We start from the raw sequence: 24199 nt of genomic DNA, 5'->3' as shown, positions 1-24199 counted from the left end.
CCGACGCTCGCTCCGTCACTCCTTGCCGAACGTTATCGCGTCCGGCTGCAATGATCAAACAATTGTTCGAAGAATGTACTCGCGTTTCTCGGGGGGCTGCGGTACAACATCGTACAGACGTTCGATCGAATATGCATTCGAAGATCGGCTGTCGGTCACGAAGGGGACCGAGATGGCGGGTTCGCTCCACCCACACTGCATAACGGCCGAAGCTCCGGCCCTCACCACACACATCCAGCACGCACCGCCGCCCCTGGGGGCTCCGGCGGAGGGCGCGTGGGACGATCTGCGGCTGACGCGGCGCGGCCGCATCGTGATGATCGGCCTGCTGGCGGTGCCGCTCCTGGTCGCGTTGTGGCTGACCGCGACGGCCCGCGCGGGCGCCGGCGGCCCCGACGCGTCCGACCCCGGCGTGCGCCCGGGCAAGACGGTCGTCGTCGGCAACGGCGACTCCCTGTGGACGATCGCCCGACGGGAACGCCCCCGCGACGACACCCACCTGCTGGTCCGCCGCATCATGGACCTCAACAACCTGTCCACGACAATCGTCCGCCCAGGCCAGCGCCTGCGCCTCCCCGCCAACGACTAACCTCCGCTTTCACGCCGTAGCGGCTGTCGCGCTCCTGCGGCGGCAGCCGCCTCACTCTCCCCACCAAGCCGGAGCGGTACGCCCTGCTCTGCCGACGGGGCGCGAGGCGAACACCGATGGCTCGGCCCCACCAGCCTGAGGGGCCGAGCCGCTACTGCCCAGACCCGGGCGGCGTAGTGCACGCGGTCACGACCACGACAGCCGCCGCCCGCCGGGTCTGGGCCAGGGCGTCGCCCCAGCTCGCGCGGCGTAGTGCGCTCGGTCACGGCCATGGCAGCCGCTGCCCGCCGGGTGTGAGGCCAGGGCGTCGGCCCGCCTCGCGCAGCGTATTGCACGCGGTCACGGCCATGGCGGCCGCTGCCCCGCCGGGTCTGGGCCAGGGCGTCGGCCCAGCTCGCGCGGCGTCGCGCTGGACACGGCCAGGGCTCCCACGGCCAGATCTGCCGCCGCCGTGCTCGTTCACCGTTTTCACGGTCGCCTCCATCCATCCGTATCCGCCGCTCGCACCCGCTTCGCTGGAGTACGGTCGCTCCCGGCCCGCCGTCATCCATCGCGGCGGGCTGGCTGTAGTGATGTGGCGATTTTTGGGGACTTGTGGGTTGGCCTCACCGTGCGAGGCGACCTCCCGCCCGAAGGCTTCGGCGGGGGATGCGAGAAGCCTTACGGCAAAGGGGGTTTGGGTGGTTTGTGGGGGTTCTTGGGGGTCGGTGGAAGCGACACGCCGAGGCGGGGTTCGCGGGCCCGGTGTGACGAGGGTCTACTGACGGGGGTCGTGATCCAGGTTGCGTTGCCCCTCCGGGCGTCCTACGGTTGACCACAACATCTAGTAGTTACACGGGTGTCATTAACCACAAGTTGTGTCTTGTGGGTGACGATTTCTCGTGTGGCTTGATCTGTCAGGGGAGGAGGGAACGCGTGCACTGCCCGTTCTGCCGCAACCCTGACACCAAGGTGATCGACAGCCGCTCCACCGACGACGGATCGGCCATCCGGCGCCGCCGGTCGTGCCCGGAATGCGGCAAGCGGTTCACCACACAGGAGAACGTGCTCCTCATGGTGGCCAAGCGCAGCGGCGTCACCGAGCCGTTCTCCCGGGAGAAGATCATCGCCGGCGTGCGCCGCGCCTGCCAGGGCCGTCCCGTCGACGAGGACGCGCTGGCCAAGCTCGGGCAGCGGGTGGAGGAGGCGATCCGGGCGACGGGGGTGGCAGAGATCCCCTCGCACGAGATCGGACTGGCCATCCTCGGCCCGCTCGGCGAGCTCGACGAGGTCGCCTACCTGCGGTTCGCCTCGGTGTACCGGGGTTTCGAGACGCTGGACGACTTCGCCAGAGAGATCGAGTCACTGCGTACCAAGGCCGGTTCCTCGGGGGAGCCTGGCCGGCCCCTGTGAGGGGCGGGCTTCACGACTGTTGAGAGCGCCCGCGGCCGGGAGCAAACGGCCGGCGGGCGGGGTTATTCCTGGACAGGGCCCGGCGGGAGGGCCCGAGAGGGGGAAGGTCATGACGGAGACGGTGAGCGGCTCGGCGGCCCGGCGCGGCAGGGGGAGCCGCAAGGGGCTCAAGGTCGAGCGGATCTTCACCACGCCCGGCGTGCATCCGTACGACACGATCCGCTGGGAACGTCGTGACGTGGTCATGACCAACTGGCGGGACGGCTCCGTCAACTTCGAGCAGCGCGGGGTGGAGTTCCCCGACTTCTGGTCGGTGAACGCCGTCAACATCGTGACGTCGAAGTACTTCCGCGGCGCCCTCGGCACCCCCCAGCGCGAGCACAGTCTCAAGCAACTGGTCGACCGGGTGGTCAAGGTGTACGTTGACACCGGCCTGGCCGAGGGCTACTTCGCCTCGGAGGAGGACGCCCAGATCTTCGACCACGAGCTGAAGCACGCCCTGGTCCACCAGATGTTCAGCTTCAACTCCCCCGTCTGGTTCAACGTCGGCACCAAGTCCCCGCAGCAGGTCAGCGCCTGTTTCATCCTCTCGGTGGACGACTCGATGGAGTCGATCCTGGACTGGTACAAGGAAGAGGGGATCATCTTCAAGGGCGGCTCCGGCGCCGGTGTCAACCTCTCCCGCATCCGCTCCAGCAAGGAACTGCTGTCGTCCGGCGGCACCGCCAGCGGACCGGTGTCGTTCATGCGTGGCGCCGACGCGTCCGCCGGGACGATCAAGTCGGGCGGCGCCACCCGCCGGGCCGCCAAGATGGTCGTGCTGGACGTCGACCACCCCGACATCGCCGAGTTCATCGAGACCAAGGCCCGCGAGGAGAACAAGATCCGGGCCCTGCGCGACGCCGGGTTCGACATGGACCTGGGCGGCAAGGACATCGTCAGCGTCCAGTACCAGAACGCCAACAACTCGGTGCGCGTGTCGGACGAGTTCATGCGCGCCGTGGAGAGCGACGGCGAGTTCGCGCTGCGCGCCCGCCTGAACGGCGAGGTCGTGGACACCGTCAAGGCCCGCGACCTGTTCCGGCAGATGGCCAAGGCCGCCTGGGAGTGCGCCGACCCGGGCATCCAGTACGACGACACGATCAACGACTGGCACACCAACCCCGAGTCGGGCCGCATCACCGCCAGCAACCCGTGCTCGGAGTACATGAGCCTGGACAACTCCTCCTGCAACCTCGCCAGCATCAACCTGCTGAAGTTCCTGCGCCAGGACGACACCTTCGACGTCGAGAGCTTCGTCAAGCTCACCGAGCTGATCATCACGGCGATGGACATCTCCATCACCTTCGCCGACTTCCCGACCGAGAAGATCGCCGAGACCACCCGCGACTACCGCCAGCTCGGCATCGGCTACGCCAACCTCGGCGCCCTGCTGATGGCCACCGGGCACGCCTACGACTCCGAGGGCGGCCGCTCCCTCGCCGCCGCGATCACCTCGCTGATGACCGGCGTCGCCTACCGCCGCTCCGCCGAGCTGGCCGGGGTGGTCGGCCCGTACGTCGGATACGCCCGCAACGCCGAGGCGCACAAGCGCGTGATGCGCAAGCACGCCGCCGCCAACGACGAGATCCGCACGCTGGACGAGATGGACCGGGCCGTCCACGCCGCCGCGACCAAGCAGTGGCAGCAGTGCCTGAAGACCGGTGAGAAGAACGGCTACCGCAACGCCCAGGCGTCGCTGCTGGCCCCCACCGGCACCATCGGCCTGATGATGGACTGCGACACCACCGGCATCGAGCCCGACCTGGCCCTGATGAAGTTCAAGAAGCTGGTCGGCGGCGGCTCGATGCAGATCGTCAACCACACCGTCCCGCGCGCTCTGAAGAAGCTGGGCTACCAGCAGGAGCAGATCGAGGCGGTCGTCGAGTACATCGCCGAGCACGGCCACGTCGTGGACGCGCCGGGCCTGCGTCCCGAGCACTACGAGGTGTTCGACTGCGCGATGGGCGAGCGGGCGATCAGCCCGATGGGCCACGTGCGGATGATGGCCGCCGTCCAGCCGTTCCTGTCCGGGGCGATCTCCAAGACCGTCAACATGCCCGAGCAGGCCACCGTCGAGGACATCGAGAAGGTCTACTTCGAGGGCTGGCGGCTCGGCCTGAAGGCCCTGGCGATCTATCGCGACAACTGCAAGGTCGGGCAGCCGCTGTCGGCGGCCAAGAAGACCGAGCAGGCCGAGGAGGCCCCGGCGCCGGTGGAGGTCGCGCGTCCGGTCCGCAAGCGCCTGCCCAAGCAGCGTCCCGCGACCGTCACCCGCTTCTCCGTCGCCGGTGCCGAGGGCTACATGACCGCCTCGTCCTACCCCGACGACGGCCTCGGCGAGGTGTTCCTCAAGCTCGGCAAGCAGGGTTCCACCCTGGCCGGCGTGATGGACGCGTTCTCCATGGCGATCTCCATCAGCCTCCAGTACGGGGTGCCGCTGGAGACCTGGGTGGAGAAGTTCACCAACATGCGGTTCGAGCCCGCCGGCATGACCGACGACCCCGACATCCGCATGGCGACCTCGGTGATGGACTACATCTTCCGCCGCCTGGCGCTGGACCACCTGCCCTACGAGACCCGCGCCGAGCTGGGCATCCTCACCGCCGAGGAACGGGCGATGCAGGCCAACGGCGAGGACCCGGCCACCCTGCACGCCGAGACCGAGGTCGACCGCGAGATCCTGGCCCAGTCCGCCGAGATCACCAAGCCCGCCGAGCCGCGCCGTCCGGCCGTCGAGTCCGAGCCGCACTCCTCGATGGAGGTCATCGAAAGCCGCCAGGGCCGCACCGCCGACGCGCCTCTGTGCCTGACCTGCGGCACCAAGATGCGCCCGGCCGGCAGCTGCTACGTCTGCGAGGGCTGCGGCTCCACCAGCGGCTGCAGCTGACCACGGGACGCAAGCGCTCTTGAAGCGGCGTCCGACCTGATCGGCCACGATTGAAGTCGCGGGGGAACCGGCCAGCGCCGGTTCCCCCGCAGACGTTTTCGGCCGGGGCGGCTACGGCACGAGCGTCTTCTCAGGAGTCGGTGGGCGGTTCTCCTCAGGTCTCCAAGGCGGATATGACGGAGAAGACCGCGCCACAGGTGCCGCATTCCGCGTCGCCGAACACGTGCCTCAGGCCCCAGGCGAGCCTCGGCTGCCCGTCTCGCACCGCTGCCTGGTGCAGTCGGCCCTCGACGCCCTGCAGGTCATCCGGGGCGGCCGGGCGCAGTGGGATGGGGTGCACGTCACCGAGGTCCCAGTCGCGAATCGACGAGTAGCGGCCGAAGTCTCCGATCACGATGCTGACCTTGTCGGAACATCGGGGGCAGAGAACTTCGGTGCAGAAGTCGAGGAAGTCGTCGAGGATGTCGCTCAGCACTGGGAAGCCGTCCAACGCGAGCTTCGCTCGGAAGTAAGTCCGGTAGTCGGCCGGCCGTTCCGACAGCCGTCCGTCGGCGGAGGCGCTGAGCATGGCCAGCGGCTGCTGGAGCTCCTTCATCTCGTCCAGAGGCCTGCCCTCACGAAGAGCAGCCCCGACGATCTCGCCCGCAAGCTCGATCGCAGGGAACTTCACCGCTCGGTTCGTGTGCTGGGCGAGGGAGGCCAGTGCCGGCAAGGCCGCGATGCCCGCTTCGCAGGTGCTCCCCTGGTGCCAGAGCTGGGTCCACAACTCTTCCCAGGCGTCCTCGGCGCCGGTCTCCGCTGCCTGGAGAGCGGAGGGGACGGTGTGCGCCGGCCCGTACACACCCTGCAAACGCGCCCAGTCGATCACAGCCTGAGTCAAGCACGGCCACTGGGGTGCTCGGCGATGTCCGCAGGGGAATACCGCACCCTCCGAATAGGTGCTCTGCCCCAGTACCACGAGGACGCGCCCGTGACGCGTCGTCCGACCTGATCGGCTGAGACCGAAGCACCGGGCCGAGGGGGAACCGACTCCAGTCGGTTCCCCCTTCGGCGCATCAGGCGCCTTCGATCCCGAACCGGAAACGCTGCCGGCATCTCTAACGCGACATCAGCGTTCCGCCGGATGCCAGAACAGCCAACGCGCTGATCGCCTACCTGCCGCCGAATCGCCGCTGGAGCCGCGGTGCTCGCCGGCGCCGTGCTGAGCTGACCAGGACGACGCCTTGCAGCGACGGCCCGGACGGCCCGCTGTCCACGGCGAATTCGGAAATCCCCGATCCCACAAATCTTTCTTTAGACTCAGTCTGCCCGTTTTGTCCCTCTAGGGAGGCCTGCGTGGGACTTGCTCGTTCCGCCCTGTTGCGTGGCGGCCTCTTGCTCGGCGGAACGCTGCTGGGTCTGGTGCTGTCCTCCGCCGTTCATCTGTGGTGGGGGACGACGGGCTCGGTGCTCCTGACCGTGATCGCGATGATCGGAAACGCCACGGCGCTGGGGTTCGTCTACGCGAGCGGGCGATCGTTCCGGTTCGCGAACGTGCCGCTCATCTGCGGCATGCTGGCGTTGTTCCTCCTGTACATGGTCGGCGCCATCGCGGTGCGGGACATCGCGCTGACCCTGGTCGGAGCCGATGCCGAAGCGGTCGTGGACCGGACCTGGACGACGAGTCACCGTGGTTCCGAAACACAGCACTGCACGCTGCGCCACACCGACGGCACCCCGATCAGGCGCGAACTGGAAAGCAACTGCGAGGGCCACGACCGCGGCGACGTCATCCCGGTCGTGCTCGATCCGGAGGAAAGGTTCGCTCCGGTGGCAGGTCCGAAGTCGGACCTGTCCGCGCTGGGAGAGCTCCAGGCGATGGCGGGTGCCGGTCTCGTGCTTCTGGTGTCGGTCGCGATCGGCAGCGTGCCCGCCCGGCACGCGCCCGCGCCCAGGACTTCGAACCGTGGTGCGCCCACCTCTGGGGCGCCGTGACCGGCGAACACTCCATGAGCAGGCGAAACGGACGGTTCATAGGGAACGGCGAGCGGCGCGTCTTGGGCGGCGGGTCGGCACGAGAGCCGGGCACCCAGCGCACAGCCGGCCTGAAATAATGATCAGCGTTGAGGCCCACCCGCGGCCGGGTGGGCGGCCTGGCGCCCGCCCCGTAGGGCCTTCTCGCGTGATCACGCTACGCAGCGCCCCGGCTCAACGCCAACGCCATGACCTCAAACAGCTAGCGCAGCCACCGCAGAGCCGCGTCGGCGCTGTCCTCGGGGCTGCTGTTGAAGGCGATGGCTGCGTCGGGCGCGTGCTGCCGAACCAGGTTGACCACCTTCTCGAAGAATTCGAGCAACGGCTCCTGCTTGCGGATGCCGCCCCCGATCACCACGCAGATGTAGTCATTGCGAGTCAGTGCCTCCACGATCGTTTCTTCGGGGTTCTCCTCGAGTGCCACCAGGCACAAGTCGGCCTGGATGCCATAATCGTCGAAACGGGCCTGACCGCGTGCTACCGCCGCCTGGACCGGCTCCGGGTCCCAACCCTGGATCTTGGCGGGATCGAGACCGATCACCAGTACTCGCGCCATTGTCACGCGTCCTCCTTCGCGCGGAACGTTTCCACGCCAGCGCGGTGGTCGAAGGTGGTACTTGGGGTCACCAACATTATCGATCTCCTCTGCAGGGCGCCACGTTACCCCGACTTTGCCCACGCGCGAGAACACGCCGCTCAGAGGTGATCTAATTTGATGGCTAGGCGGTAGCGTGCGCTTGTGGCGATGGTCGAACGTTTGGCGCCGGACGAGTTTCGGGGAATTGCTCCACGCGTTGTTCCGCCCGCCCCGACGCGGCCGCAGGACGGTGACCGGTGACGGTATGGGGGAGTGAAGTACTGGGGGCTCATCTTCCTGGAAGCGGCTGCCACCGGTGTTCGACCCGTCCAGCCCCACCGCGCACCGCCGCTCCACCAAGTCGACCCTGCCCGGGTCTGGGCCAAGCTGCACCGGCTGATCCTGGTCGGGACCCCTCTCGCGCGCCACCGGCGTAAACGCCATCTGGTCGGCGGGATCATCCTTCCCATGGTTTCGCCAGGGATGCGGAACGAGCACGCGTCCGGGAGACTGGGAGCGATGCGCGATGACGAAGGCATGCCCCTCGTCGGGGACGGGGTGACACCGGGCATTGTTCGCATCGGTGACACGGTACGGCGCCCCGTCCGGCCGTTCACCGCCACGATCCAGGCTTTCCTCGCCCATCTCCATTCCGCCGGATTCACCGCCGCGCCGATGCCCCTGGGGGTGGACGAGCAGGGCCGTGAAGTGCTGAGCTTCGTACCCGGTGACGTCCCGCGCGAGCCGCTGCCCGCCGAGGCCACGAGCGAGGCCGTTCTCGTCGCGCTGGCCCGCCTCGTGCGTCGGCTTCACGACGCGGCGCAGGGTTGGAGCCCTCCCTCGGACGCGGTGTGGGCGGAACTGCCGGGCACGGCGGGCATCCCCTATGTCGACGACGACGGGGAACTCGTCTCGCATCGTGACTACTGCCCGGGCAATGTGGTCTTCCGTGACGGGCTGCCCGCGGCGCTCATCGACTTCGACCTGGCGAGGCCGACCACCCGGCTGTACGACATCGCCAACGCGCTCTACTGGTGGGCGCCACTGCTGCATCCCGCGGACCGTCCGCCCGCCCTCACCGACGCCGACATTCCTCATCGGATCGCGGTCTTCGCCGACGCCTATGGAATGACGCCGCGTCAGCGTGAAGACCTGATGCCTCTCGCCCGGCGCATGCTCCATCGCTTTCACCGCACTGCCCGTGCCGCCGCCCAGGCCGATCCCGTCTTCCGCCGATTCTGGGACGAGGGAGTCAAAGACCGCCTGCCACGGGCTGAAGCCTGGTTGGTTCAGCAGGCTCCCGCCATCGCGGCGGCAATCAGCAGCGGCGCGTCCGTTTCCGACAAGAGGCCCGAGGGACCCGCGGCCTAGCATGACCACCACGCCGGTTCCTCGACGGGCTGGCCGTCACCTGATCCCCCGCGCCGCGTCCATGCTCGGGCGCTCCTTCTGGAGGAGACACTGACATGCGAGCTCGATTCGACATGATCGGCCTGGTCGTTGAGGACATGGCCCGTTCCCTGGCCTTCTACCGCCGTCTCGGCCTGGACATTCCCGCCGAGGCCGACGCGCAGCCGCATGTGGAGGCCGAACTGCCCGGCGGCCTGCGGCTGGCCTGGGACACCGTGGAGATAATCCGCTCTTTCGACCCCGACTGGCGACCTCCGGTGGGAGGGCACCGGATCGCCCTGGCGTTCCGCTTGGCGACCCCGTCCGACGTCGACGCGGCCTACGACGAACTCCTCGCGGAAGGGCACAAGGGCCACAAGGCACCGTGGGACGCGCCCTGGAGCCAGCGGTACGCCATCGTCCACGACCCGGACGGCAACGCCGTCGACCTGTTCAGCCCAAACTCCTGAGCCAGAACTGCGGCCCACCAAGGGCATGCTCCGCTCGGCCTACGAGGCGATCACCAACTCCCGCTTCGGCGTCTTGGACGTCCGCGAGGGCCCGCACACCCACCCCCTCGGATGGCGCCGAATCGCCGACGCCCTCACCATGGTGGCCGTCCGCGTCACGTCGGTCTCCGAGGACGGCCTCTACCTGTCCGGGAGCCGAAGTCTGCTTGGCCGCAAGGTTTACTGGCACCACGCCGGGGTCGCCGACAACAGTCTCCGGCTCCTGCCGTCACGGAGTCCCCGACTTGCTCCTGACCGTCGCAACACCGCCTCCTCGGGCGAAAGCAGGAGCGGACAAGGCGTCTCGCCATCGATCACGGCGACCGCGCGAGCATGAGGGGGCGGTGGACGTCCGAAAGGCGGCGGCGTCCTGGTGCGCGCCGCAGTGTCGGACAAACACGCAGCGCCCCCGCCATCGACGTCAGAACATGCCGTTCGGCGTCTCGTCGGGATGAGGGACGGGCTGGAGAACGTCCCAGTGTTCGGCGATCAGCCCGTCCTCGATCCGGCAGATGTCGACGACCGCGATGCCGCGTTCGTTGCCGGGAGGAACCATGTGGTAGTGCACGACCACGTGTTCCTCGTCCGCGATCACACGCTTCAGTTCCAGCTTCGAGCTTGCCAGCGGGGCCTTGGCGATGAACTCCACGAACGCGTCACGACCGGAGGGGTTGCCCGGGCTGTGCTCGATGAAGTCCTCTCGCAGAACCGTGCGGAAGATGTCGATGTTGCCCTTGGCGACCTCCGTGAAGGTGTGCTCCAAGAGTCGACGGTTGGCCTCGGCGCGTGGCATTTCAGTGGTCTTTTCCGTCATGCCTCAGATGATCACATTCTGCGGTCCGCCACGTCGATTACCTGTCTCGTAAAGCGGATTGGCCCTTCCTGTGCCGGCGATAGGTCGTAGTGGTGCTGTGGCGTAGTGGTACGCGTCGGTGTTGAAGCCTCCAGTGGGGCTGCGGACAAGTGGTCCGCCGTGGAAGAGCTCCGATCCACTGCCTCGGGGCACACGCCGAGACGCCCAGGTTGAGTGACATGTCAGGGGTGACAGTGCGCACGCCGACCGTGTGCGGCACCTGGTTCAGGGGAGTGCCCGGGACCGGGATTGGTGCCCTGGTGGGGCGTTGGGATTGGCGGTGTTCGTGTGGGGATGGCGGTGTGTTTGTGCTGGGGGGTGCGGTTTTGGGGCGAGACTTCGACTTGTTTGGCCGGTTGGGGAGCGGCGTGTGTTGAGGCACTGGGGTGCGTGAGTTGCAGGCCGTGCTCGGGGCGGGCGGCGCAGGGTGGTGGCGTCGGCGCTGTTCCTGGTCGGCGTGCGCATCTCTGCTCTGCGCGATGATGTCAGCGCGAATCGGTAGGGCAGCCGGCGTCTATTTGCTTTCCCCACTCCGGGCAGAGACTGGCGACTGTTGGGAGTGGCTTTGTTGGGGCAGGGGTTCTGGCCATCAGTGTCCTTGGTGCTTGGGTCATCGGGGTTGGGAAGGGGTGACCGGTTGTCGTGTGCCGGTGTCGGCGGACAGGCGTATGGCGTCGAGTAGGCGGTGCAGGCGGACGGCATGGTCGAAACCGGGCACGGTGCGACGGTCTTCGATGATGTCCTCGGCGAGCCGTGCGTACAGTTGGGCGACGTTGAGCACGGCCAAGTCGGGGATGGCGGCATCCACAACGCGGTGACGGGCGGGTACAGGAAGCTCCTGCCAGGAGCCATGGCCGCGGGCAGCCAGAACACGGGGCGTGCCGATCTGGATCTGGGAAGCCTGCAGATGGTCGGTGCCATCGGTGCTGACGACCAGGTCGCCCTCGGTCCCCGCGAACTCCAGGCGGGTGCGGGAGTTGGTGACCTTGGCATCGTGCAGGTGGACGGACGCGACCGCGCCGGTCGCCAGGACGGCGTTGAGCAGGACGTGATCGGGACTGGTCGCCTCGACGGTCTGGCCGGTCTCGGCGACGGTGTACCGCGAGTGCCACAGGGACAGCTGCCCCGCGACCTCGGTGATCTCTCCGGCGAGATGTTCCAGGATGTCGAGGGTGTGGCCGCCGGCGACCTCGAACACCCCGGCACCGTTGGCGCGATCGGCCGTGTAGGCGTGCTCGGCGCTGATGCGGCCGCCCGCGCCCTTGGGGCGGGCCGCGTACACGTTCACCGAGGTGACCTGACCTATATATCCGTCGGCCAGAAGTTCGCGGGCGTAGGCGATGGCGGGGGACTGCCGGGCCTGCAGGCCGATCGCGTGGTGCACGCCGGCCCGATCGGTCTCCTTGGCCAGTGATTCGGCCTCGGCGGTGGTCAGTGCCAGCGGCCATTCGCTGAGCACGTGCTTGCCCGCGTCCAGGGCCGCCCGGATCAGTTCTGCGTGGTGCGGCACCTTGACGGTGACGGCCACCATGTCGACGTCCGGATGAGCGGCCAGTTCGCGGGGGGCGGTGAACGCATGTGATGCGCCGAACAGCCGGGCCGCCTCACGGGCGCTCTCCTCGCGGGTGGTGCCCACCGCGCTGATCTCGTACTGCGGCAGCGCGCGCAGAGCGGGCACATGCGCCGTGCGCGCCCAGCCGCGTTCCGGGTTGGCGCCGATGACGCCGACCTTGATCGTCTTCATGCTCCCTCGCCTCTCTCTCGACGGCTAAGTGGACGTCTGGCGTCCGGTTGTGCGACCATAGCTCAAGTGGACGCCAGTTGTCCACTTAATCCGGAGGGGGGAGGTCCGCTTATTGGTAGAATCGCTGTATGAGCGCGGTGGACCGGCTGTTGGACGACGGATCCGGGCGGCGGCCCCGGGCCGACGCGCGGCGCAACGTGGAGCGGCTGGTGGCCGCCGCCCGGGAGGCCGTCCGTGAGATCGGCGGCGAGGTCACCGCGCATGAGATCGCTCGTCGCGCGGGCGTGGGCATCGGCACGTTCTATCGCCGCGTCGGCTCCCTGGAAGCGCTGCTGGAGGCGGTCCTGGAGGAGGTGCTCGGCGAGATCGTGGCACGGGCCGACCAGGCGCTCGCCCATCCCGACCCCTGGACGGGCTTCCGTGAGTTCGCGCAGGGCTACATCCATCTGCGCAACGAACTGTGCGACATCAACGACGCGCTGGGCGGATCCCTCGACCACGCCCGCGCGGACCTGCGCGAACGGATGCGCCTCCTGGTCGAGCGCGTCCAGCGGGCCGGCGTGGTGCGGCCGGACGTCACCTGGCCCGACGTGGCGTTCCTGCTCGTGTCGGTCTCCACCGGCGACCACACCCTCGGTGTACGCGCGGGCGGCCACCAGTGGGAACGCAACCTGCAGATCGTCCTGGACGGGCTGCGCACCACCCGCCCCGAGGAGCTGCCGGGCCCACCGCCCTCCGTGCCGTGAACCGCCTTTAACGCCGAGGCGGCCGGCGACCTTCGGCGGAACGCGGAATCCACGCCGAGACGCCGGGGTTGGTACGTACGTGATGCACGGTGAGTACAAGGCGCCCGGCGGCAAGCTCGTCGTCGTGGATCTGGACGTGACGGACGGCAGGCTGCGCGACGTACGGGTGAGCGGCGACTTCTTCCTGGAACCCGACGAGGCCCTGGAAGAGATCAACAGGGCGATCGACGGTCTGCCCGCGGCCGCCGAGGCCCGCGATATCGCCGCCCGTGTCCAGGCGCGGCTGCCCGAGGGCACGGTGATGCTGGGGCTGTCCGCCGAGGCGGTGGCCATCGCCGTACGGCGCGCCCTCACCAATGCGTCCGACTGGCACGACCACGACTGGCGGCTGGTCCACGAGGGTCCGCAGGAACCCGCGCTGCACATGGCGCTCGACGAGGTGCTGGCCATGGAGGTCGGCGCCGGACGGCGTCCGCCGACGCTGCGTGTCTGGGAGTGGGCCTCGCCAGCAGTGATCATCGGCAGCTTCCAGTCGCTGCGCAACGAGGTGGACGCCGCCGCGGCCGAACGCTACGGCGTCACGGTGGTGCGCCGCATCAGCGGCGGTGGTGCGATGTTCGTCGAGCCGGGCAACACCATCACCTACTCGCTGTACGCGCCCGAGTCGCTGGTGGCGGGCATGTCGTTCGCCGAGAGCTACGCCTTCCTCGACGACTGGGTACTGGGCGCGCTCGGTGAACTGGGCGTCGGGGCGTGGTACCAGCCGCTCAACGACATCGCCTCCGACCAGGGCAAGATCGGCGGAGCGGCGCAGAAACGCCTGGTGGCCGGCGCGGTCCTGCACCACGTGACCATGGCCTACGACATCGACGCCGACAAGCTCACCCGGGTGCTGCGCATCGGCCGCGAGAAGATCTCCGACAAGGGCATCGCCAGCGCCAACAAGCGCGTCGACCCACTACGGCGGCAGACCGGTCTGCCCCGCGAGCAGATCATCGAACGGATGATCGCCCACTTCCGAGGCCGCTACGGGCTGACCGACGACCGGCTCACCGAAGAAGAACTGCGCATGGCCGAGAAACTGGCGGCGGAAAAGTTCACCGACCCGGCCTGGACCGCCCGCGTCCCCTGACCCGCACACTCTCGCAGCACCGCAGTACCGGCCCGCCCACGCGCTCCCGTTCACCAAGCACGCCCACACACCCCTACGAATCAACACCGCACCGAACCGGCGCACCTGGCAGCAGCCGGGCCATGCCGCGTGCGGTGCCGCCGCCGGCCTCGAACAGCTCCCGTGCGGCGCTGCGGGCCCACGGGCTTAGAGGTGCTAACAGAATTAGCGGACGAGGCGTCGCCAGCAGATGATGGCTGCGGCCAGGGTCATGAATGCTTCGTGGATGTCGTCGCGGATCTCCCAGCGGATGCGTAAGCGGCGGAACCAGTGCAGCAGCCCGATGGTGCGTTCGACGACGTAGCGGTGGACGCCCAGGCCCGAGCCGTGAGCGGTGCCGCGCCGGGCGATGCGTGGCTTGATGCCCTTGGCCTGCACCAGGCGGCGGTACTTGTCGTGGTCATAGCCGCGGTCGGCCAGCAGGCACTTCGGTCTGCGGCGCGGGCGCCCCACCCGGCCCCGCACCGGCGGGATCGCCTCCAGCAGGGGCATCAGCTGGGTGACGTCGTTGCGGTTGCCCCCGGTCAACGCCAGAGCGAGCGGGATCCCGTGGCCGTCGGTCAGCACGTGGTGTTTCGAGCCCGGCCGGCCGCGGTCGACCGGGCTCGGCCCGGTTTTGGGCCGCCCTTGAGCGCCCGCACGTGCGAGCTGTCGATCACCGCCCTGGACCAGTCAAGTTGCCCGGCTGCGTGCAACTCTTCCAGCAGCAGCCGGTGCAACCTGTCCCACACCCCGGCCTGGTGCCATTCGGCCAGTCGCCGCCAGCAGGTCATCCCCGACCCGAACCCCAGCTCCTGGGGCAGGAACTCCCACCGGATCCCGGTGTGCAGCACGAACAAGATGCCGCACAGCACCTTGCGATCGTCCAGCCGTTTGCGGCCGGGATGGCGTTTGCGGCGCTCGACCTTCGGCAGCAGCGGCTCGATCCGCTCCCACAGGCTGTCGGGCACGATCCACGGGGGTTGCTCGCCCTTACGCACCCGCCCACAACACACCCGACCATCACGACACGTCGCGCTACATACACATTTTGTTATGACCTCTTATGCGCAGCCGGGGCACGACCGCCGCGGCGAACCGATGAGGGGGCTGCAGTCGCTCGCGAGGGCGGGGTGTTGGCGCCCGCCACCCGGACGGCGGAGGCCCACTTCCATCCGGCGGTGACCGAGGCGAACCCGTCGGCTGCTTCGTCGTCTGGCTGTTTCGCGCGCCGTGGCGTGCTGGGCTGGATGACCACGCGTCATGCCTCGTCGGGGACGGGACGGGCATGGCGGCCGACACGGACGCCGTGGTGCCATGGGGGCGTCGGGGCTCTTTGGTGTGGGGGCGCGGTGGTGTTGAGGTCGCTTGGGGACGGGGCTTGGCCGTAGGTTGGACGGCGGGCGGGCTTTGGCGTGCTGCCTGGGCGGGACCAGCTTCAGGACCGGCGGGCCAGTGGAACCGGGAGGAGCGTTCATGACGTTGCAGAAGGGTGCCAACACGCCGGTGCCTGTTCCATCCGTACGTGTCGAACTGGGCTGGCAGGGCGGACCCGGAGTGCCCGATGCCGACGCGTCGGCGTTGCTGCTCACTGATGCCGGCAAGGTGCGTTCGGACGATGACTTCGTCTTCTACAACCAGCCGTCCCACGGGTCGGGGGCGGTTCGGCATGAGGGCAAGCAGCAGGGGCCGACCGTGCGTGACGTGCTGAGCGTCGATCTGGGGCGGGTCGAGCCGGACGTGCAGCGCATCGTGATCGCGGCATCGGCGGACGGTGGGACGTTCGGTCAGTTCCAGGGCTTGTACGTGCGGCTGCTGGACGCGGCGTCCGGTTCCGAGGTGACTCGCTTCGACAACCCGGGCGCGTCCACCGAGACCGCGTTCGTCCTGGGTGAGCTCTACCGGCGGCAGGGTGCCTGGAAGTTCCGGGCGGTCGGGCAGGGGTACGACACCGGACTCGCCGGGCTGGCCACCGATTTCGGGATCACCGTGGACGATCCGGGGCAGGGTGCTTCGCCGCCTCCGGCGCCACCGGCGCCGCCCGTGCAGTCCGCACCGCCCCAGCAGGCGGCGCCCGCGCCTCAGCAGGCGGCGCCCGCGCCTCAGCAGGCGGCGCCCGCGCCTCAGCAGGGCGGCGTGATCTCGTTGACCAAGAGCGCGCCGTCGGTGTCGCTGACCAAGCACGGGGCCACGTCCGGGCACATGCGGGTCAACCTCAACTGGTCGGCGCGGCCGGGCGCGGCCCGAGGGCTGCTGGGCAAGCTCCGTCGCGGCGTGGACCTGGACCTCGACCTGTGCGCGCTGTGGGAACTCAAGGACGGGCGCAAGGGGATCGTGCACGCCGTCGGTGACTTCGGTGCGCTGGACCGGCCCCCGTACATCCAGCTCGACCGCGACGACCGGGCCGGCACCGTGGAGACGGGCGAGAACCTGACCATCAATCTGGACCACACCGCCGACTTCAGAAGGATCTTGGTGTTCGCCGAGATCTACGACGGCGCCGACGACTTCCGGGGGCTGGACGCGGTGGCCACCCTCTATCCGCGCGGTGCCGCGCCCATCGAGATGCGCACGGACGACTGCGTCGACGCTTCCCGCGACGTTGTGCTCGCCCTCATCGAGAACGTGGGCGGCGAACTGGTGGTACGCCGTGAGGGACGGTACGTCCTGCCGCCGCCCGGTCGTCCGCGCTGGGGGAAGATGGCCGTCGACCAGGCGTACGGCTGGAACCTGGAGTGGGTCGCCTCACGCGGCAAGGACTGAACGGCCTCGCGGACGAGCGGCACTCGCCGTGCTTGGGGGCCGCTTGGCGAGCGTCCTCGCCAGGAGCGGCCTGACCAGGACCGACCTGGGGGAGCGGCGAGGAGCAACCTGGACAGGAGCGGCGTGGCCTGAGTCAGGTTTCCGCTGGCTCAGGTGGAGGAGGGCTCGCTTTCGCCTAGCCCGACGGGCTTTCGAGGCTTCTGGTAAGTGCGTCTCCCCGGGACTGAGGGCGCGGCGTTTCATTGGTGGGTGCACAGGCCCTGCGGGAGGGGACTCCCGCAGGGCGGTTCCCGCGTGCGATCCAGTTCCAGGTGACGCGGCGGAGCAGATTCCGTCGTCGAAGGTGACAGTGCCCGACCCGAGGCCCCGCTTGGACCACCACGGCCGACGGGGCGGTCGTCCACTCGGGGGCTTCTCATGTCGTCCTCGCGCAGGAGGCGGTTAGGGCAGCGCGTTGGCGAGGAAGGGCCCGGCCAGCACCGGGGGCGTCCGCAGCACGCGTCGGTGGACGGCCCGCGGGGCGCATGAGGACTCCGGCGCACCCGGCTGCTGGGGCCGGCGTCTGGCGATTGCACTGGCCGGCCCCCTCTGCGGCGGGTGTGCCCAGGGGCGCGCCGGGGCCCGCCCACTGCGGCGGCGGGAGTTACGTGCCGTTCTTGGTGATGGAGTCGGCCAAGTCCTTGTCGCGGGCCACGCGGACGAGGGCGGCGGCGAAGCGGGCCAAGTCCTTTTCGGGGACTTCGTCGGCGAGGCGCTTGGGGTCCTTGGGCAGGCCCAGGCGTTCGGCCCCCTTGAGGGTCTGCTCGTCGAAGTAGGGGCGCAGCCAGGGCCACATGGCCTGCGCCTCGCGGCAGAAGATGTCGACGCCTGTCGGGCCGATGCCGGGGAACTCGCGGAGCAGCTGGCCGGCGCGTTCCCTGTCGCGTTCCGACTCGATCGCCAGCCGCCGCAGGTCGCCGTTGTACTTGTCCTGGACGATGTCGGCCATGTCGCCCAGGCGGCCGGCGGTGCTCTCGTCGTAGCGGACGTAGTGGCCGCGGCCGAGCGCGTCCACCCGCTGCTGCCAGGTCAGCCGGGCCATGCCGCGTGCGGTGCCGCCGCCGGCCTCGAACAGCTCCCGGGCGGCCGCCATCGCGATCTCGGAGGAGATCCGGGCGCTGAGGAGGTTGGACAGGACCAGCAGCTTCCACAGGGCGGCGGGTTGGTCCTTGAGCGGGACACCGGCCTCCTCGGCGTAGGTCTCGCCCGCCTCGCGCAGCAGCCTCTTCACGACAGCGTCCATGACACGCACCTCCCGTCACTCGGCGCTCTACCCAGGCAGGCGCGGATGACTCCAGCGGGCGCGGCGCCGGACGCGGCCACGCGCCCGGATATATGCGATATGTCAGATATGCCGGTTTGGAGCGTTCGTATCGCGGCGGGCGGCCCGGCGTCGGCCGCAAGTCCAAGAGACGGTCACAGGAGGGTCAGCTGACCCTCGCCCGCCAGCGGGTCGCGGTGCTTCTTCAGGTGCCGCCAGCGGGGCAGGTCGTCAAGGTAGGACCAGGACAGCCGGTGGTGCGGCGTCGGGCCAGACTCCTCGAGGGTCTTCTGGTGGACGGGGGACGGGTACCCGGCGCTGTCGGCGAAACCGTACCCGGGGAACTGCTCGTCGAGGGCGGCCATGAGCCGGTCGCGGTGCACCTTGGCCAGCACCGACGCCGCCGCCACCGTCACCGAACGCTGGTCGGCCTTGACCTCGCAGCGGATCCGCCGATGGCGCCCTCCGGAACCCGGGCCGATGTAGTCGTGCTTGCCGTCCAGGATGACGGCGTCGGGCGGCTCCGGCAGCCCCTCCAGGGCCCGGACGGCGGCCCGGCGCAGCGCCTCCGTCATGCCGACCTCGTCGATCTCCTCCGGGGCCGACGCGCCGAACGCGTACGCGGTCAGCCAGCCGGGCAGCACCTCGGCGAACGCCTCCCGGTGCGCCGGCGACAGCAGCTTGGAGTCCGTCAGCCGGATCGTACGGCCGCCCCGACCCGGCAGCTCGGGCGGCGGCGACAGGTCGGTGACCGCCGCGCACACCACGACGGGCCCGGCCCACGCGCCGCGTCCCACCTCGTCCACCCCGGCGATGCGCTGCGCGCCGAGGGCCGCGTGCAGCTCGTGCTCGATCTCGTACCCGGCCGACAGAGGCGCCGCCTCCGGTTCGGCCGACGACTCCAGGCCCGGCAGCGCGTCGATGGCGTCCGTCACATGGTCTCCCGTACGAAGGTGCTGATCCGAGCGGACGCGGCGTCCGCGGCCGTTCGATCGTAGAGGCGCCGCCCCCTTCGCGGGCGTGCATGCCACGGGCGATCGCGAGGAGGTTCTCAGCGGCGGGCGGCGGCCGCCCTTGACCCGCTGCCATGACCATCGGAGAACGCGCTGGTCAGCGGCCCGGATGCGGAGGTGGGGCCGGCCGTTGCGGGGGCACGTCCGCCTTGACACGGCGCAACGAACCGCGTCCAGATGGTGCCGATCCGGGGGGTCCTGCGCTTTACTCGCCTTGATGGCATTGTTCGGCAGGTCCCGCTCCCGCCCGCCGCTGGGCACCGCGGCGCGGGATCTTTTCGAGCGCCTGCGCGTGCGTTACTTCCAGATCCTGCCCGGCCTGAGGTTCCTGGGCGCGGTGCTGGGGGTCGCGGTGGTGGTGTCGGTCGCGGTGGTCCTGAACGGGCCGGTGCTCAGCGCCGCCGTGTTCACGGCCATCCTGATGGTCGTGGTGCACCTGACGCTGCGGTCGCCGGCGGGCATGGCCGTCGTGTCGGTGATCATGGGGTGGCTGGCGGTGTCGGTGCCGCTGGGACGGCTGTTCCCCGAACGCGCGGACGACCCGTACCTGAACGCCCCGCTCCTGCTGGGGCTGCTGGCACTGCCGGTGGCGATCGTCGCGTTGCGGCTGCGCGGGTACGCCCCCTGGCGCACCGCACTGCTCGCACTGGGGGCGGCCGGGCTCATCGCCGCCGCGACCGTACATCCGCTGCCGGGCCTGCACGTGGCACCCGCCTGGCTTGCCGCATTGGCCGTGCTCGCCTACCGCTGGGACCAGGCGCGCCGGGCCATGGCGGCGGAAGCGTACGACACGGGCTGGGTGCAGGAGCAGGCCGGCACGGCCGGGGGCGGCGAACCGCGCACGTCCGGCGAAGGTGCTCCCAGGCCGCCCTTCGAGGGCGGGCCGCAACCGCGCAAGCGTCCCTCGGGAAAGCGCTCCGGTGCCGGACGCGGCGACGGCGGGGGCGAGGCAGGCGACACCGAGGGGTTCCCCGCGGGGGTGCCCGCGGCCACACAGGCGGCCTACGAGCAGCGCGCCGCCGCCCACGCCCAGGCCGCCACCACGGCCCAGGAACAGGCCCAGGCGGCCGTCGCCGCGATGTCCGCCCCGGTGGCCGAACCGGACGGGCGAGGCGCGGGCGGGCCGCCGGAGATCTCGGTCGACGAGGCGCTGGCCGAGCTGGAGGCGATGGTCGGCCTGGAGCCGGTCAAACGGCAGGTCCGGGCGATCGCCGCGTCCATCGAGGCCGCGCATCTGCGCGCCGCCGCCGGGGTGCCCACCGAGAAGCCGCTGCTGCACCTGGTGTTCGTCGGCCCGTCCGGCACCGGCAAGACCACCGTCGCCCGCGTCCTGGCCAAGATCTTCTACGCGTTCGGGCTGCTGCCCACGCCGAACGTGGTGGAGGCGCACCGCGCCGACCTGGTGGGGGAGTACCTCGGCGCCACCGCGATCAAGACCAACCGGCTCGTCGACTCGGCGCTGGGCGGGGTGCTGTTCGTGGACGAGGCGTACGGGCTGGTCAACGCCGCCGAGGGACAGGTCGACCGGTTCGGCAACGAGGCCGTCCAGACGCTGCTGAAACGCGCCGAGGACGACCGCGACAACCTCGTGATCATCCTGGCCGGGTACGAGCCGCAGATGACCGAGTTCCTGGCGTCCAACCCGGGGCTGGCCTCGCGGTTCGGCACCCGCGTGCACTTCCCCACCTACCGGCCCGCCGAGCTGCTGCGCATCGCCGAGTACCACACCGGGCTGCGCGATGACCGGCTGGACGAGGCCGCGCGGCGCCGCCTGCGCGCCCGCTTCGAGGAGGTGGAGCGGCGCGGGATCGTCGACGAGCTGGGCAACGGCCGGTTCGTCCGATCGCTCACCGAGGCCGCCGCCCGCGCCCGCGACGTGCGGGTCGTGGACGCGGCCGCCGAGCAGGGACGGCGCCCCAGCGCCGAGGAGCTGGTGACCCTGCGCGCCGAGGACGTCGACACCGCGTTCGCCGAGATCACCGAGCGGTACCGCGGCTACGTCGAGACCCCGACCCTGGACGAGGCGCTCGGCTCGCTGGACGCCATGATCGGGCTGGCCCCGGTGAAACGGCAGGTCCGGGAGATCGCCGCGCAGCTGCAGGTCGCCAAGATGCGCGAGGAGCAGGGCCTGGTCACCCGCCCGCCGACCCGGCACTTCGTGTTCACCGGCCCGCCCGGCACCGGCAAGACCACGGTGGCGCGGGTGCTCGGCCGGGTGTTCGCCGCGCTCGGCCTGCTGGCCCGTCCCGAGGTGGTGGAGGCGCAGCGGGCCGATCTGGTCGGCGACCACCTCGGCGGCACCGCCATCAAGACCAACAAGGTGATCGACTCGGCGCTGGGCGGGGTGCTGTTCGTCGACGAGGCCTACGCGCTGAGCAACCCCGGCTACAACGGCGGCGACGCGTTCGGCGCCGAGGCCGTGCAGACGCTGCTGAAACGCGCCGAGGACGACCGCGACCGCCTGGTGATCGTGCTGGCCGGCTACGAAGGCGACATGGAGCGTTTCCTGGCGTCCAACCCGGGCCTGGCCTCGCGTTTCGACGTCCGCGTCGACTTCCCCTCCTACGGCCCCGACGAGCTGCTGCAGATCGCGCAGCTGATCGCCGAGGAGAACGGGGACCGGTGGGAGGAGCGCGCGTTGGACGACCTGGCCCTGGTGTTCCAGCGCGCGTGCGGGCTCGGCCGCGTGGACGAGCTGGGCAACGGCCGTTTCGCCCGCTCCGTCTATGAGAAGGCGTGCGCGTCACGAGCCCTGCGCGCCGCCGAACTCGGCGCGGCCGCGACCCCCGCCGACCTCACCGTCCTCACCGCCGAGGACGTCCACGCCGCCCTGGCCGAACTCGCCCACCGGCTCGGCTGACCTCGTCCTGGCCTGTCGGTGGGGCGCGGTTTAATCGGCGCATGACGGTTTCGTGGGGGCAGGTGCTGGCCTGGCGGATGCGGCGGCAGTTCGTCGAGCCGCCGGGGGACGGGTCGGCCGTCGGCATCGCGCGGCGGCTGGCCGGGGTGCAGGCCCAGGTCGCCTCGGCGGCCGAGCTGGCCGTGGCGGTGCGGCAGGCCCGCCCCGTCCCGGGGGACGTGCCGCGGGCGCTGTGGGAGGAGCGGGCGCTCGTCAAGACCTGGGTGATGCGCGGCACCCTGCATCTGCTGCCCGTGGAGGAGGCCGGCGCCTACCTCGCCCTGTGCGGCACGCTCCGCCACTGGGAGAAACCCAGCTGGCAACGGACCTTCGGCGCCACGCCCGCCGACCTGGAGGCGATCGCGGCCGTGGCGGTCGACGCGCTGGCCGGCGGGAAGGCGCTCACCCGTCAGGAGCTCACCACCGCGATCGTCGACAAGACCGGTTCCGGCCATCTGGCCGAGGTGCTCGGCTCCGGCTGGGGCACGGTGCTGAAACCGCTGGCGTGGTGGGGCGTGCTGTGCCACGGGCCCTCCCAGGGCGCCCGCGTGACGTTCACGTCGCCGGAGAACCTGCCCGGCTGGCGCGGCCTGCCGCCGGTGGAGGACGCCGCCCGCACCGTCATCCGGGCCTTCCTGGGCGCGTACGGCCCCGCGACGCCGCAGACGTTCGACAACTGGCTGACCCGCGGCGGCAGCCGCAAGAAGGACCTCAAGGGCTGGTTCGCGGCGCTCGACGGCGAGCTCGCGACCGTCGAGGTCGACGGGGAGCCGATGTACGCGCTGGCCGAGCACGCCGACGAGCTGGCGGACACCGAGCCGTCGCGGTCGGTGCGCCTCCTCGGGGGCTTCGACCCGTACGTGCTCGGCGCCGGGACGAACGCCACGTACCTCATCCCTGCCGAGCGGCGTTCCGAGGTCAGCCGCACCGCAGGCTGGATCTCCCCGGTGGTCCTGCACGAGGGCCGCGTCGCCGGAACCTGGGAAGCCAAGGACGGCGAGGTGTCGGTAACTCCCTTCGAAGACGTCCCGGCCGACCTTCTCGAGACCGAGGTCGCCCGCGTGCGGTCCCTTCTGACCGCCTGACCGGACACCCAGCGGGCGCTACGGCCAGGCCGTGGGTGTTCCGCGCCTCGGTCGGCAACGCGCACGTCCGGAGGTAAGCGGCCGCCCGCCTCCGAACAGACGACCGCCGGAACGGCCGCCTGGGGCTGTGCCGTCCGCCTCCCGGGCTGTGCCATCCGCCGCCCGGCGCAGCGCGATCCGTCGCCTGGGCTGTGCCGTCCACCGCCTAGGGCCGCCCCCCGCCGTCTGGCGGCGCGCCATCCGACACCCGGGGCCGCCCCATCCGCCTCCCAGGCCGCGCCATCCACAATCAGGGCCGTGCTACCCGCCGCCTGGCGCCGCGCGATCCGCCGCCTGGCGCAGTGCCGTCCGCCGCCTGGGGCAGTGCGATCCGCCGCCTGGGGCTGTGCGATCCGCCGCTCGGGGCCGTGCCACCTGCGGCCCGGGGCCGTCCCATCCGCCACTCGGGGCCGCCCCACCTGCCGCCCGGAGCCGCCGTTTGCCGCCCGGCGGCGCGCCGCCCGCCGCTTGGCGCAGCGTCATCCGCCACCAGGGCCGTGTCGCCGGGGGGCGGGGCGTCTGCCGCTTGGGGGCGTGGTCTTTCGCGGTGGTGGGTGCGGCGGATGCCTGTGAGGGTTAGGAGGGCCAGTTGCTGAGGGCCAGGTCGGCGACCCGGTCGAGGTCTTCGCGCGTGGCGCCGCCCGCGGCCTGGACGGCCAGGCCGTAGGAGGTGGTCCACAGGTAGCGGGCCAGGTCGGCGGGGTCGGCGTCGGGTGGGAGGTCGCCTTCGGCCCGGGCGCGTTCCATGCGCTCGCGCAGAGCCGTCTGGGCGGTGCGGCGGTGCGCGAGGATCTCCTGGCGGATGGGGGCGGCGTCGTCTCCGGTGGCGATGGCGGCCTGGACGATCAGGCAGCCGCGGGGGCGGCCCTCGGCCGTGGTGGCCCGGATGGCGCCGCGGAGCAGTTCCTCGGCGACGGCGCGGGCCGTGGGGGCGAGGAGGGCCCGCCGGAGGTAGCCGCCGGGGCCGTCCAGGTAGCGGTCCAGAACCTTGCGGAACAGCGCCTCCTTGTTGCCATAGGCGGCGTAGAGGCTGGGCCGGTTGATGCCCATCGCGGCGGTCAGGTCGGACAGGGCGGTGCCCTCGTAGCCCTGCCGCCAGAACACCTCCAGCGCGCGGTCCAGGGCCTCGTCGACATCGAAGGCGCGCGGTCGGCCCGCTCCCATGTGCCCCTCCCCATTTTTTTCGTACCGCTCGGTATAGTACTCTCC

Annotated in this window: 18 protein-coding genes and 2 pseudogenes; 12 read left to right on the top strand and 8 right to left on the bottom strand. The window is 70.4% G+C overall.

Going from position 1 to position 24199, the window contains the following annotated elements:
- The first annotated feature begins 172 nt into the window (after positions 1–172).
- The 3 genes from ABD811_RS15755 to ABD811_RS15745 all read left to right on the top strand — a co-directional run bounded on the left by ABD811_RS15755 (position 173) and on the right by ABD811_RS15745 (position 4910).
- Positions 173–589, top strand: coding sequence for a LysM peptidoglycan-binding domain-containing protein (locus ABD811_RS15755; RefSeq protein ID WP_344947370.1), 417 nt, complete (start codon positions 173–175; stop codon positions 587–589).
- A 915-nt stretch (positions 590–1504) separates the two neighbouring features.
- Positions 1505–1981: a transcriptional regulator NrdR gene (gene nrdR, locus ABD811_RS15750; protein ID WP_344947368.1), complete on the top strand. Its 477-nt coding sequence runs from the start codon at positions 1505–1507 to the stop codon at positions 1979–1981.
- A gap of 109 nt (positions 1982–2090) precedes the next feature.
- Entirely contained in the window at positions 2091–4910 is a 2820-nt protein-coding gene (locus ABD811_RS15745; protein ID WP_344947365.1) for a vitamin B12-dependent ribonucleotide reductase, read from the top strand.
- 154 nt (positions 4911–5064) lie between these two features.
- Here the strand turns inward: ABD811_RS15745 and ABD811_RS15740 are convergent, their stop codons facing one another.
- Complete coding sequence (locus ABD811_RS15740; RefSeq protein WP_344947363.1) at positions 5065–5778, bottom strand: hypothetical protein; 714 nt, start codon at positions 5776–5778, stop codon at positions 5065–5067.
- 467 nt (positions 5779–6245) lie between these two features.
- Between ABD811_RS15740 and ABD811_RS15735 the strand changes: the two genes are divergently transcribed.
- Entirely contained in the window at positions 6246–6884 is a 639-nt protein-coding gene (locus ABD811_RS15735) for a hypothetical protein (protein ID WP_344947360.1), read from the top strand.
- 241 nt (positions 6885–7125) lie between these two features.
- Here the strand turns inward: ABD811_RS15735 and ABD811_RS15730 are convergent, their stop codons facing one another.
- Positions 7126–7479 (bottom strand): hypothetical protein, encoded by a 354-nt coding sequence (locus ABD811_RS15730; RefSeq protein ID WP_344947357.1) that lies wholly within the window; start codon positions 7477–7479, stop codon positions 7126–7128.
- A gap of 183 nt (positions 7480–7662) precedes the next feature.
- Here ABD811_RS15730 and ABD811_RS44000 point away from each other — a divergent pair.
- The 3 genes and pseudogenes from ABD811_RS44000 to ABD811_RS15720 all read left to right on the top strand — a co-directional run.
- Positions 7663–7905 (top strand): annotated as a pseudogene (locus tag ABD811_RS44000) (IS5/IS1182 family transposase); the annotation flags it as partial.
- 114 nt (positions 7906–8019) lie between these two features.
- Positions 8020–8871: a phosphotransferase enzyme family protein gene (locus ABD811_RS15725; RefSeq protein ID WP_344947355.1), complete on the top strand. Its 852-nt coding sequence runs from the start codon at positions 8020–8022 to the stop codon at positions 8869–8871.
- A 95-nt stretch (positions 8872–8966) separates the two neighbouring features.
- A complete protein-coding gene (locus ABD811_RS15720; protein WP_344947352.1) occupies positions 8967–9359 on the top strand; it encodes a VOC family protein in 393 nt (130 codons plus the stop codon).
- 460 nt (positions 9360–9819) lie between these two features.
- On the opposite strand, the gene ABD811_RS15715 is transcribed toward ABD811_RS15720, so the two are convergent.
- Both ABD811_RS15715 and ABD811_RS15710 read right to left on the bottom strand, forming a co-directional pair.
- On the bottom strand, positions 9820–10212 hold the full coding sequence (locus ABD811_RS15715; protein ID WP_344947351.1) for a nuclear transport factor 2 family protein: 393 nt from the start codon (positions 10210–10212) through the stop codon (positions 9820–9822).
- Between the two features lie 649 nt (positions 10213–10861).
- Entirely contained in the window at positions 10862–11995 is a 1134-nt protein-coding gene (locus ABD811_RS15710) for a Gfo/Idh/MocA family protein (RefSeq protein ID WP_344947348.1), read from the bottom strand.
- 128 nt (positions 11996–12123) lie between these two features.
- Here ABD811_RS15710 and ABD811_RS15705 point away from each other — a divergent pair, with 128 nt between their 5' ends.
- Positions 12124–12741 (top strand): TetR/AcrR family transcriptional regulator, encoded by a 618-nt coding sequence (locus ABD811_RS15705; protein ID WP_344947347.1) that lies wholly within the window; start codon positions 12124–12126, stop codon positions 12739–12741.
- An 82-nt stretch (positions 12742–12823) separates the two neighbouring features.
- Positions 12824–13873 (top strand): lipoate-protein ligase LplAB, encoded by a 1050-nt coding sequence (lplAB, locus tag ABD811_RS15700; protein ID WP_344947476.1) that lies wholly within the window; start codon positions 12824–12826, stop codon positions 13871–13873.
- Positions 13874–14077: 204 nt separating this feature from the next.
- Here the strand turns inward: lplAB and ABD811_RS15695 are convergent.
- A pseudogene (locus ABD811_RS15695) lies at positions 14078–14862 on the bottom strand (IS5 family transposase).
- Between the two features lie 505 nt (positions 14863–15367).
- Here ABD811_RS15695 and ABD811_RS15690 point away from each other — a divergent pair.
- Positions 15368–16654: a TerD family protein gene (locus ABD811_RS15690; RefSeq protein ID WP_344947344.1), complete on the top strand. Its 1287-nt coding sequence runs from the start codon at positions 15368–15370 to the stop codon at positions 16652–16654.
- 643 nt (positions 16655–17297) lie between these two features.
- On the opposite strand, the gene ABD811_RS15685 is transcribed toward ABD811_RS15690, so the two are convergent.
- Complete coding sequence (locus ABD811_RS15685) at positions 17298–17936, bottom strand: HhH-GDP family DNA glycosylase (protein ID WP_344947342.1); 639 nt, start codon at positions 17934–17936, stop codon at positions 17298–17300.
- A 173-nt stretch (positions 17937–18109) separates the two neighbouring features.
- Complete coding sequence (locus ABD811_RS15680; protein WP_344947473.1) at positions 18110–18826, bottom strand: ribonuclease HII; 717 nt, start codon at positions 18824–18826, stop codon at positions 18110–18112.
- Between the two features lie 358 nt (positions 18827–19184).
- Here ABD811_RS15680 and ABD811_RS15675 point away from each other — a divergent pair, with 358 nt between their 5' ends.
- Positions 19185–21827 (top strand): AAA family ATPase, encoded by a 2643-nt coding sequence (locus ABD811_RS15675; protein ID WP_344947339.1) that lies wholly within the window; start codon positions 19185–19187, stop codon positions 21825–21827.
- 41 nt (positions 21828–21868) lie between these two features.
- Positions 21869–22951 (top strand): winged helix DNA-binding domain-containing protein, encoded by a 1083-nt coding sequence (locus tag ABD811_RS15670; protein WP_344947337.1) that lies wholly within the window; start codon positions 21869–21871, stop codon positions 22949–22951.
- Positions 22952–23566: 615 nt separating this feature from the next.
- Here ABD811_RS15670 and ABD811_RS15665 read toward each other — a convergent pair.
- Positions 23567–24154, bottom strand: coding sequence for a TetR/AcrR family transcriptional regulator (locus ABD811_RS15665; protein ID WP_344947335.1), 588 nt, complete (start codon positions 24152–24154; stop codon positions 23567–23569).
- Positions 24155–24199 lie beyond the last annotated feature (45 nt).

Source organism: Actinomadura miaoliensis (assembly GCF_039536785.1).
Classification (GTDB): Bacteria; Actinomycetota; Actinomycetes; order Streptosporangiales; family Streptosporangiaceae; genus Spirillospora; species Spirillospora miaoliensis.
Note: the sequence above shows the minus strand (reverse complement) of the source record. Positions and strands in the feature narration are given on the sequence as shown.